At 61.4% G+C, this 11,309-nt stretch carries 9 protein-coding genes; 1 reads left to right on the plus strand and 8 read right to left on the minus strand.

Features of this window, described 5'->3' with window-relative positions:
- Positions 1-2: 2 nt before the first annotated feature.
- From AC3A5O_RS20255 to gabP, 3 genes are all read right to left on the minus strand, one after another.
- The gene (locus tag AC3A5O_RS20255; RefSeq protein WP_122565568.1) at positions 3-1,373 is read right to left on the minus strand and encodes an HlyD family type I secretion periplasmic adaptor subunit; all 1,371 of its coding nucleotides are present in this window, start codon (positions 1,371-1,373) and stop codon (positions 3-5) included.
- The gene (locus AC3A5O_RS20260; protein ID WP_460078136.1) at positions 1,366-3,087 is read right to left on the minus strand and encodes a type I secretion system permease/ATPase; all 1,722 of its coding nucleotides are present in this window, start codon (positions 3,085-3,087) and stop codon (positions 1,366-1,368) included. The genes AC3A5O_RS20255 and AC3A5O_RS20260 overlap by 8 nt, the downstream gene beginning before the upstream one ends.
- A 306-nt stretch (positions 3,088-3,393) precedes the next feature.
- A complete protein-coding gene (gene gabP / locus AC3A5O_RS20265; protein WP_122565570.1) occupies positions 3,394-4,794 on the minus strand; it encodes a GABA permease in 1,401 nt (466 codons plus the stop codon).
- 498 nt (positions 4,795-5,292) lie between these two features.
- Between gabP and AC3A5O_RS20270 the strand changes: the two genes are divergently transcribed.
- Positions 5,293-5,904 carry a TetR/AcrR family transcriptional regulator gene (locus AC3A5O_RS20270; RefSeq protein ID WP_060742654.1) on the plus strand — a complete coding sequence of 204 codons (612 nt, stop codon included), beginning with the start codon at positions 5,293-5,295 and terminating at the stop codon, positions 5,902-5,904.
- A gap of 51 nt (positions 5,905-5,955) precedes the next feature.
- Here AC3A5O_RS20270 and AC3A5O_RS20275 read toward each other — a convergent pair whose 3' ends face one another.
- From AC3A5O_RS20275 to AC3A5O_RS20295, 5 genes are all read right to left on the minus strand, one after another.
- The gene (locus AC3A5O_RS20275; RefSeq protein ID WP_122565571.1) at positions 5,956-7,059 is read right to left on the minus strand and encodes a polyamine ABC transporter substrate-binding protein; all 1,104 of its coding nucleotides are present in this window, start codon (positions 7,057-7,059) and stop codon (positions 5,956-5,958) included.
- 39 nt (positions 7,060-7,098) lie between these two features.
- Positions 7,099-8,436 (minus strand): alginate export family protein, encoded by a 1,338-nt coding sequence (locus AC3A5O_RS20280; RefSeq protein ID WP_305481683.1) that lies wholly within the window; start codon positions 8,434-8,436, stop codon positions 7,099-7,101.
- Between the two features lie 115 nt (positions 8,437-8,551).
- On the minus strand, positions 8,552-9,814 hold the full coding sequence (locus AC3A5O_RS20285; RefSeq protein WP_305490512.1) for a serine hydrolase domain-containing protein: 1,263 nt from the start codon (positions 9,812-9,814) through the stop codon (positions 8,552-8,554).
- Between the two features lie 123 nt (positions 9,815-9,937).
- Positions 9,938-10,588 carry a response regulator transcription factor gene (locus AC3A5O_RS20290; RefSeq protein WP_122565575.1) on the minus strand — a complete coding sequence of 217 codons (651 nt, stop codon included), beginning with the start codon at positions 10,586-10,588 and terminating at the stop codon, positions 9,938-9,940.
- An 81-nt stretch (positions 10,589-10,669) separates the two neighbouring features.
- Complete coding sequence (locus AC3A5O_RS20295; protein WP_122565576.1) at positions 10,670-11,263, minus strand: lecithin retinol acyltransferase family protein; 594 nt, start codon at positions 11,261-11,263, stop codon at positions 10,670-10,672.
- Positions 11,264-11,309 lie beyond the last annotated feature (46 nt).

Below are 11,309 nucleotides of genomic sequence, written 5' to 3' on the forward strand. Positions count from 1 at the left end.
GCTCATTCCTCTTTGAAGGCTGCCAGCAAGCGTTCACGCAAAGGTTTCATCAGGTAATTCATCAAGGTGCGTTCGCCCGTCACCACCGTGACATCGGCGAGCATGCCGGGGCGTACCAGCAGGCCGGCGCTCTGCAACGCGGCCACGGTGTCGGCAGGAATCTCGACCTTGGCGGAGAAGTACGGTTGGTGCGTCTGTTCATTGATCAACTGGTCCGCCGACACCGTCGTCACGGTGCCGGTGACCGTCGGCGTATCCACCCGTTGCAGCGCGGTGAAATGCACGTGCACCGGCAGACCCGGGCGCAGTTTGTTGGCCATCAGCGGCTCGAAGCGGGCGGTGATCGCCATCGGCGCATCCAGCGGCACCACCTGCATCAGGGTCTGCCCGGCCTGCGCGACACCGCCGACCGTATGAATGCTCACGTCCATGACCTGCCCGGCCACTGGCGCACGGATCGCACCGTTGTCGACTTCAAACTGCAAGGCCCGAATCTGATCGGCATAACCGGCCGCCTCGGCCGAAACTTCACTGAGCTGGGTTTCGGCATCGCGGCGGAATTCCTGCTGCGCCTGCAAGGCCTTGAGCCGGCTTTCGTTGATCGCCTGCCGGGTCCTGCCGACATCGCCCACCCCAGAGGCGATCTGCCCCGCCAATTGGGCCGCGTTGCGCTCGGCCTCGAACAGTTTGTTGCGAGGGACGTAGCCTTCCCGGGCCAAATCACGCAGGCCTTCAAGCTCCTGTTGCTGGAAACGCATCTGCGCGTCGTAGTTGCGCTTGACGCCTTCGTAGCCAAGTAGCTGTTGCTGCAACGCCGCGGCTTCGTGCTCGATGATCTGCAAGCGACTGCCCAACTCCGCGCGTCGGGTGATGAACAACTGGCTCTGCAAGGCCATGGCTGCCTTGACTCGCGGCTCGTCGGCGTGGGCCAGCAGTTCGGCGGGCCATTGGATCTCGGCACTGCCCAGGCGCTCGGCAATCAAGCGCGCCTCGATGCTGCGATCGTTGAGCAGCTTGCCCAGGGTCACGTCCAGTTGCGACTGCGCCTGCACCGTGTTGAGTTGCACGAGCAATTGCCCCTGGGTGACGCGGTCGCCATCACTGACCAGCAGTTTTTCCACCACCCCGCCGACCAACGACTGCACCGCTTTGCGCTCCCCCGCCACCACCACGGTGCCGCTGCCCACCACCCCCTGGTCGAGGGGTGCCAGGCAGGCCCAGAGCAGGAAACCACCCAGCGTCAGGATCAGGAATCCCATGCCATAACGCGCTGCGTTCCCGGCGTCGGTCCTGGCACTGGGCAGCGTTGTGGTGCCGAGCACGCTCAGCCCGTGCTCGCTGTACGCTTGTGCCCCTGGAGTCAGATCACGCATCCCCGCCCGCCTCCCTGACCGCGGCCGGTCGCGGCCCCGGCATCAATGCCTTGAGCACTCGGTCCCGAGGGCCGAACGCTTGTTGAGTACCGTCCTTGAGCACCAGGATGTGGTCGACCACCGCCAGCACACTGGGCCGGTGAGTGATCAACACCACAGTGCTGCCGGCCGCCTTGAGTGCATTGATCGCCTGGACCAATGCCAGCTCACCGGCATCATCGAGATTGGAGTTAGGCTCATCGAGCACGATCAGCGACGGTTGCCCATAGAGCGCGCGCGCCAGGCCCAGGCGTTGTTTCTGTCCACCGGACAAGCCAAGCCCGCCGGGGCCCAGCGGCGTGTCGTAGCCCTTGGGAAACCGCAGGATCATTTCGTGGATACCGGCTTGCCGTCCGGCGGCGATGATTTGGTCGGCGTCCTGCTCACCGAAACGAGCGATGTTGTCGGCGACCGTGCCGTCGAACAACTCGATGTCCTGGGGCAGATAGCCGAGGTGCGGGCCCAGGGCGTCGTGGGACCACTGGCTGATCTCGGCGTCGTCCAGGCGCACCGACCCGCCCATGGCCGGCCAGACCCCGACCAGGGCCCGGGCCAACGTCGATTTGCCACTGGCGCTGGGCCCGACCACGGCCAGCACGTCGCCCTTGGCGAGGCTGAAATTGATCCCGCGCAGGATCGGCTGCGAAGCACCCGGTGGGCCGATATACAACTGCTCCAGGCGCACCGCGCCGGTGGGCGGCGGCAACGGCATGCGCAGGCGTTCGCGCGGGTGCTGGGCCAGCAATTGGCTCAGGCGCTGGTAGCTCTGGCGCCCGGCGTTGAACTGCTTCCACGAACCGATGGCGATTTCCACGGGCGCCAGGGCTCGCCCCAGCAACAGCGACATCGCAATCATCATGCCCGCCGACAGTTGGCCTTCGAGCACCAGCAAGGCGCCCAGCCCCAAGGCCAGGGACTGCCCGGAGATCCGCACGAAACGCGTCGCCGAGGTGATGCGCGCGCCGCGGTCGCTGGCATGGGCCTGGGCGGCAATGATGCGTTGCTGCAACAGGCTCCAGCGCTGGCGCAACGGCCCGAGCATGCCCAGGGCCTGGATGACTTCAGCGTTGTGCAGCGTGCTGTTGACGTAGATCGACGACTGCACCCCCAGGCGATTGGCTTCGCCCAGGCGCGTGCGCGTCGCCAGTTCGCCCCACAGCGCCAAGCCGATCAGCACCAGGGCGAGCACCACCGTCAGCACGCCGAACCAGGGATGAAAGATGAACGCCACCAGCAGGAAGATCGGCAGCCAGGGGGCGTCGAGCAACGCGATCAAACCCTGCCCGGTGATCAACTGCCGCAACGTCGCCAGGTCGGTGAGCACCTGCGCCGGGTTGGCGTTGTGTTCGCGCAGGCTGCGGGCGAAGGCGGCGTCGAAAATCCGTTCGCCCAAGGCGTCGTCCAGCCCCGCGCTCATGCGAATCATCACCTCGCCGCGCACCCATTCGATCAGGGCACTGAACATGAACAGTCCCAGGGCCATCAAGGTGAGCATGAACAAGGTGGTTTCGTTGCGACTGGTCAGGACGCGATCGTAGACCTGCATCATGTACAGCGACGGCACCAGCACCAAAAGATTGATCACGCCACTGAACAGCGCCAGGGCCCAGAACACCCGGCGGTAGCTCAATAAGGCAGCATCGATGTCATGACGCGGATCGAGTAGAAACCCCATGGGAAATAGCCTGCAAGAGAAATTGTCGGTCTAGGACGCAATCCGTCGCGAGGCTCTTTTTCCCGAGGAGGCTCGAGAAAAAACTATTCAGCCGATGTGCCGATACCAGGGACGATCCTCATCCCTACAGGCGCCCATTACTGACAACGCGGCCACGGGTTAGTGCCGCTTCGCAAGGCTGGGTTTGCAAGTGGGTGACAGGCGGAAGGGCCGCGCTTCAAGAAGGCGGTTTTTGCCTCTTGAATGGGCTTGAAAGGCAGTTTTGTTGACGCCAGTAACGTGGCGTCAACAGGAAAAAATGAGGGGCTAGCCGAGGGAAGCGACACGCTCGGGTTGAGGCGGATGCCGCGACGTCGCCAGGCCGATAAAGGAAATGATCAGCGCCAGGCCCAGGGTGGTGCTGACCTCGCTGCGGTGCTCGGGCGTGATCATCATGACCGCCAACGCCGCCGAGATGAACACGATGACCAACCAGGTCAGCCAGGGGAACAACCACATGCGAAAAGGCAGCTCGATATTCTGCCGTTGCAACATCCGGCGCATGCGCAGTTGCGAGATGGCGATCACCAGGTACACCAGCAAGGCGATGGCGCCGGAGCTGGCGAGCAGGAACTGGAACAGGCCGGCGGGCATGAAGTAGCTGAACAAGGTGACGCCCGCGCCCAATACGGTACTGGCAATCACCGCCGACCGCGGGACACCGGCCGAGGACGTCACTTTCAAGGCCTTTGGCGCATCGCCACGACGCCCCAGGGAATACAACATCCGCGAGGCGATGTAGATGGAGGAGTTCATGCAACTGGCCACGGCGATCAGCACCACCACATCCACCAGGAATTTGGCGTGAGGAATGTTCATCAACTCCAGCGCCCGCTGGTAGGAACCGACTGAAGCCAGGAGCGGATCGTTCCAGGGCACCACGGAAATGACCACGAAGATCGACAGCAGGTAGAACACACCAATACGCCAGATCACCGAACGGGTGGCCTTGGCAATGTTCTGCGCGGGGTTATCGGATTCGGCGGCGGCGATGGTCACCGCCTCCGTGCCGATGAAGCTGAACATGATGGTGATGAACGCGCCCACCACCGCCGACAGGCCGTTGGGGGCGAACCCGCCGTGCTCCTCCATCAACCGACTCAGGCCACTGGCTTCGCGCTCGGGAATCCAGCCCATCAGCACCGCGAACCCCAGGGAGATGAAGCCGATGATCGCCACGACCTTGGCCATGGCGAACCAGAACTCGAACTCACCGTACTTCGACACGCTGAACAGATTCGTCACCGCCAGCAGAACGATCGACACCGAGGCGAATACCCAGGCATCGACGGCGGGAAACCATTGGTTGAGAACATGACCGGCGGCCAGCGCTTCGATGGGAATCACCAGCACCCAGAACCACCAGTAGAGCCAACCGATGGTGAAGCCGGCCCAGCGTCCGATAGCCTGGTCGGCATAGGTCGAGAAGGAGCCGGTGTCCGGATTGGCGACCGCCATCTCGCCCAGCATGCGCATGACCAGGACCACCAACAATCCGGAAAACAGATAAGCCAGCATGACCGCCGGGCCGGCGGCGGCAATGGCATGGCCCGATCCCACGAACAGACCCGCACCGATGATGCCGGCAATGGACAACATGGTGACGTGACGAGGCTTGAAGCCCTGTGCCAGATGGCCGTTCGAGTCCTTGAAGCTGGGGCTGGTCATTTTCTTATTCTCTTGTGATCGAACATTGAGACGCGCGCAGGGACAGTCGGTGTTGCTGGTTTGCCGCCCTCCTGGAAGCGGCACCGCTTGGTTGTATTGATCCACCCAGGGCGAACGTGCGCGCTTGCGGTGAAAAGTCGCGCCACGTTACCTGCCTTCCCTCCCGAGTTAGTTACCTGAACGCGCCACCTATGTGCCTGATTTCGCCAAGTAAGGCATGGCGTTTTGCCTCCTGCCAGGCGTCTGGACCGCGGCATTCAGCCGAGTCTATGGGGGCAGTAATGAAATAAACCCTTTAAAAACTTTACTGGGTTAAGTATTTTGCTTATCTACACCCGGCCTGCTGCCAACCAGCAATCCTGTGGGAGTGAGCTTGCTCGCGATAGCGGTGTTTCAGTCAACTTCAATGCAACTGATCCACCGCTATCGCGAGCAAGCTCGCTCCCACAGGGTTGCTGCGCCAAGGCACTTAACCTCTTCTTCCAACAAGGACCTCCCGTGAGCGGACTGCGTGAACGTCAAAAAGCCGAACGCCGGCAAGCCATCAGCAAGGCGGCGGTCGAACTGTTCGAGCGTCAGGGTTTCCAGAACACCACCATCGAACAGATCGCCAGCCAGGCCGGCGTATCGGCGCCCACGGTGTTCAAGTACTTCGGCAACAAACAGGAGATCATCCTGGAAATCCTCCACGACGCCGACCAGCGCGCGCTCACGGATACCCGCAGCCAGATGCCTGAAATCGAAGACCCGGTCGAGGCGTTGTGTTATCTGGAGCGGCTGTTGACCGGCTACGCACTGGAGGTCATGCACCCGAGCCTGTGGCGCGAGTTGCTGCCGCTGATCCTGTTTGGTGGCGACAACGGGCTGCCGGAGGGGTATCGCGCCATGAACGATGCGCTCAGGGCGGAAATCAGTGGGCTGATCAGGGAATTGCAACAGGCCGGCAAACTGCGCGCCGACTTGGACGTCGACCTTGCCGCGTTCCTGCTGAACGACTATTCGCACTTGCAGCTGTTCAGGCTGGTCAACCAGGAACAACCGGACATTGAGGCACACTCCACCCAGGTCCGGCGGATCACCGAATTGCTCTTCCTGGGCATGCGCGCCTGAGGGCGTCACCCACCGATACGGACCCGGCGCCGCAACGCCGGGTCACGCTGATCAGCGATGAGTCTTGATGCCAGTCCAGGTGCGGGTGCGGATCCGCTCCACGGCGGCTGGCACCGGCTCCAAGGCAAACAGAGTCTTGCGCGCCTCGTCCGGCACATACATGGCGGGATTATTGCGAATGTCGGCATTGACCAACGCCGTGGCCTCCTTGTTCGGGTTGGGGTAACCGATCTTGTTGCTGATTCGCGCAATGACATCCGGACGCAAGATGTAGTTGATGAACGCGTAGGCCTCCTTGGCATGAGGGGCGTTGGTGGGCACCATCATGACATCCGACCACATCGGCGCGCCTTCCTTGGGCAACGCCATTTCCACCTTGACCCCCTTCCCTGCGTCTTCGGCCAGTCGCTTGGCCAGGGCCACCCCACCGGACCAACCCACTCCTACGCAGATCTCGCCGTTGGCCAGGTCCATGCCATAGCGCGACGAATTGAAGTAGGTGATATAGGGGCGAACCTTGAGCATGGCCGCCTGTGCTTTTGCATAGTCCTCACGTTTCTGGCTATTGGGGTCCAGCCCTTCGTAGTGCAAGGCAATGGGCACGATCTCGTTGGCGGCGTCCAGCAGGCCGACGCCACAACTGGCCAGCTTGGCCATGTTCTCTTCCTTGAAGAGGATGTCCCAAGTGTTCATTTGCACATCGGCCCCCAGCACCTGGCGTACCTTGTCGACGTTGTAGCCGATCAGGGTCGTGCCCCACAGGTACGGCGCTGCATAGCGGTTGCCCGGATCACCCACCGCCTCCAGCGACTTCATGAACTCGGGGTCCAGATGCTGCCAGTTCGGCAACTGGCTGCGGTCCAGGGGCTGGACGGCGCCGGCGGCAATCAGGTGACTGACGTTGGAACTGCTCGGGTAGACCACGTCATACCCGGAGTTGCCGGTCAGCAGCTTGGACTCCAATGTCTCGACACTGTCGAAGACGTCATAGATGGGGCGGATGCCGGTTTCCTCCTCGAAACTCTTGAGGATTTCCGGTGGCAGGTACTCGATCCAGTTGTAGATTCGCACCGTCCGCTCTTCGGCCAGGCTCGCGCCACTGACCAGCATCGAAACGACAGCGCCCAGCAAGGTGTTGCGCAAAAACATGTTCATGATCAAACACTCCAGCGCGGCCGCGAAGGCTCGCGGCACTTAATAGCGATAGGTGAAGTAGAGTTCCAGCGCGCTGAATTTCCGGTCGTCGCCGAAGACCTGTTTGGCCGCTGCCATGGGCTTGACCCAGTTATACGACAGCGAGGTGGACAACGACTTCGACGGCGCCCAATCCAGGAAGACTACACTCTCGTCGGCAAACCGTTTGTCGCTGACGGCGGTGCCCATGTAGTTTTTTTCGTCGAGCCAGAACTGGTAGTGGATCGCACCGAGGGTGAGGGTTTCGTTGAGGTGGGTCTTGAGTGAGAACTGCTGGACGTTTTCGTTGCTGTTGAACATCAGGTAGTTGCCGACGACATCGCCGATCAGCCAGGTGCTCCAGTCGACGAAGCCCTTGCTCAACGGATCCCAGGCTTTCTGACGGTTGTCGGTGAGGTTGTCGTCGCCGGAAAAACTCGCGTAGCGGTAGCCGATCACCGGGGTCAACGGCAGCGTGCTGAAGGTGTAATCCGCCTGGCCGTACCAGGCCTTGGCGTCGTAGTCCACGCCTTCGCCGCTGCCTCGCTCCAAGGCATATTCGGCATTGAGGGTCAGGTCCGGGATGCCCGGGAATTTGGCGCCCAACGCCCTGACGTTGTACACCAGCATGCCATCGCGGCGACGCGGCAACGTGCTGCCCTTGGGCCCCATGGCCTTGACCTTCAACGCGGTGGCACCCAGCGTCACCTGGTCGTCGAGGTTGTAGTCCAGGTTCACGCCGCTCATGCGAAAGTCACCCAGGTCGCTGTCGGTCCCCAGGCTGAAGCCCTGGACCTTCCACGCGCCATGGTCCCAGGCGACCACCGCCGAATCCTTGAAGGCGGTGCGTGGGGCGAGCCAATAGGCGCCGTCGTTCAACTGGTCGAGGTTGCCATCCATCACGATGAAACCGTTGCCGATCATGTAATTCTGGCGACCACCCGTGACCGTCCACTCGCCGGCCCGGAAACCGCCATAGAACTCTTCGGTCGACACCTTGCCGTCGGAACTGCGGGTGAAGCCACCGGCATCGCCATCACCGAAGGTGGTCGCTCCCACCAGGGAGCCGCCGGCCAGCAGGCTGAAATCCGGCTGTACGGCGTATTCCAACTTGATGCCCGGCTTGACGTAGAACTCCTGCCAGTCGATTTTCGTGCCGCCATTCTTGCCGCTGCGCATGTCCACCACGCCGCCGCCAAAGTTGACGTTGCGGGTGGACACGGCTGCGCCACCGGCCGTTAAGTTGACCTCGCCCTTGAGGTTGCCCTCCTCGAAGGTGTAGCCCGCCCAGGCAACCTGGGCGGTCAAGGGTAACCCGAGCACGAGGAACGTTCGGGACAAACGCGTCATGGAAACCATATGAAGCTCCTGTTGATTATTGTTGTTACAGGGCAGTGAATGGCGGCGCAAACCCGCGCCAACACCTGGCCGGGCCAGGTGAGCGGAACGAAATTGTTGTGTTTATCGGATGAAGTCAGGGCGTCAGTTGCGCCGCGATGGCACGCAGCATGCGCACGCTGTCACCGTCGAACGGGCTCACGGCTTCGCCCAGGGACGACTGCTTGACGATCACCACGCCGGACGGTTTGTCGATGAACAGGTATTGGCCGTGGATGCCACCGGCCATGAGCGCCTGGCTGTGGTCGTTGAAGACATACCACTGGCTGCGGTAGGACGCGCCGGGGGTCCAACTCGAGAAGTCGGCGCAGGCGGCATAGATCGCGGGATCGGCCCCGGCGGCGATACCGGCAAGCGCCTCGGCCGAGAGCAGTTGTCGCCCGCCCTGGCGGCCATCGTTGGCCAGCAAGCGGCCTAACCGCGCCATGTCCCGCAAGGTCGCGCTGAACCCGGCACCGGCCACGCTACGGCCCCAGGGATCGGCCAGGAAGTAGCCGTCACGCTCACAGCCCAACTGGCTCCAGATCTCCTGCAGCAATTGGTGACACGCCTTGCCAGACGCCCGCTCCATGACCCAAGCCAACGCCTCGGTGGTGGCCGTCACGTAATGGAAAAAGCCACCGTGACTGCCGCGCTTTCTCAATGACGGCAAGTATTGGTACAGGGATTCGAACGTCGTGTACTGCGCCGGCGCTGGCTGGAAACCGCAGGCGTAGCCGTATTGGGAACTCTCTGAATCCGGGTCCTCATAGACCTCGCTGTAATCGACGGCCACAGCCATGTCGAACAGCTGGCGCACGGTCGCATCGCCGAAGGCGCTGCCCGTCAGTTCCGGTACGTAATGAGCGGCCGTCAACGTCGGGTCCAGCAGGCCTTCGCAGACCAGTTGCTCGCCCAGGGTGCCGATCAGCGACTTGGTCACCGAAAACATGATGTGCCGGTCCTCGGGGCGCTGGCCGTTGAAGTAGCGCTCGAACAGGACGGTGTCGCCCTTGAGGACCAGGAACGCATCGGTCTGGCTGGCGATCAGGTGATCGATCACGCTGATGCTCAAGCCACACTCGCTGTCGAAGTGCAGCGCATCCAGCGGCTGGAGCGCCTGTTTGAATGCACTGACCGGCCCGGTGCCGGCCTGCACGTCGATGGAGGGGCGCAAGCGCGCCAGGTTGCGGAAGCCCCATTGGTTGAAGGGTGGGCTCATCCAGTTATGCCAGGTGACACGGTGGTGGGGTTCGGCGGGAAAGCCTTGCATGAGCGAAGGCGCCAGGCGCGCGTCAGAGGGCGATTCGTGAGTCTCGACGTAAAGACTGGCCAGTGAAGGCACGGTGTTCTGATTCATTGGGTTGCCCCTGCGAAATGACTCTGCGTGAAAGCAGATGCAGGGGAATAATTATCCGATGTAATTTTTTAGTCAATAAAACTTTTTATCGATATCACTTATCAGCCTTCCATTCGTGAACCCTCATCGACTCTGCCCCGTGCCCAATGCTTCGGCCATCCGGACCAGGTCCGCAAACGACTTGGCACACATTTTTTTCATGGCGTGGGCGCGATGGATCTTCACGGTGATTTCGCTCAGGTTCATCTGCCCGGCAATTTGCTTGTTCATCAGCCCCGTGACCGCAAAACCCATGACCTCTTTTTCACGCACGGTGAGTGTCTGGTAGCGGGCATGCAAATCGGAAAACTGTTGCTCGACTTGCCGCCGCCGGACATCCGCCTGAAGCGCGGCGGACACTGCATCCAACAGGTTCTGTTCACGGAAAGGTTTCGCCAGGAAATCCACGGCACCGGCCTTCATCGCCTTGACTGACATCTCGATGTCGCCGTGGCCGGTGATGAAAATAATCGGGATATTCGAATCCGACTCCGCCAACTGCGCCTGGAAGTCGAGGCCACTGGCGCCTTGCAGTCGCACATCGAGGACCAGACAACTGGGGCACTCGGTCTTTGGTTGCCGAAGAAATTCCGCCGTGGAAGCAAATGTCTCGACGCGAATCCCGACAGAGCGCAGCAGGTTACTCAACGCATCGCGCATGGAGGCATCGTCATCCACCACGAACACAATGGAACCTTTGAAACCCGGCTCATTGGATGAAGAATTACCGTTCATTCACGCCCCTTCCGACGAGTGAAACGAAAAAAAGTGTAGCACAGCGACCTTGCGTGACTTGCCCCGTGCCCTGGGGAGAAACTAGGCAATCAGATGCGGTTCCAACATCGAAATAAAAGCGAAAAGATAACGGGGACGCTGGAAGTAGGCATCGACTTGGGCGCTGTAGTGTTTTCCGCTGATGCACCAGTTGCAAAAGTGCTCGCAGTTGTTGGACAGGATCCGGTATTGGTTTTCCCCGAGTCGTGAACGCGCCCGCTTGACGACTTCATCGTTGGAATATTCATACGGCTCTTGCGCTATCCAGACCGGTTTGCCATGGGCGAAATGTTCAAGCTCGATCACTTCGATGGGGCCGGATCTCAGCGAACCGCTGAACCCGGAGTAGTGAGCGACTTTCGCGCCGCCCAGGTAGATCCCGTGATGCAGGTAGAATCCGCGTGGACTGATCAGGTGCGCGCCGATCGGCAACGTGTCCCCCGCCTGTTCGACATGCACCCACTTCAAGGCCATGTCAGACAGGCCGCGGTTGCAGGCCGCTGCGCACATCTGCCCGTCAAGCATCGGCGTCCCCAGGCGATAGAAAGCGCTCGACGTCACGAGCGTCATGAAAATCAGCGCGATCGAACGAAGCGCAGAAAGTCCATCCATTGCCCGGTGAGTTAAATCGATCATGGCGCATACTCCGCAACCCTTGAGGCCAATCTATCGCCGGGGTCGC

The sequence above is a fragment of the Pseudomonas sp. Soil_N_39 genome, assembly GCF_057655955.1.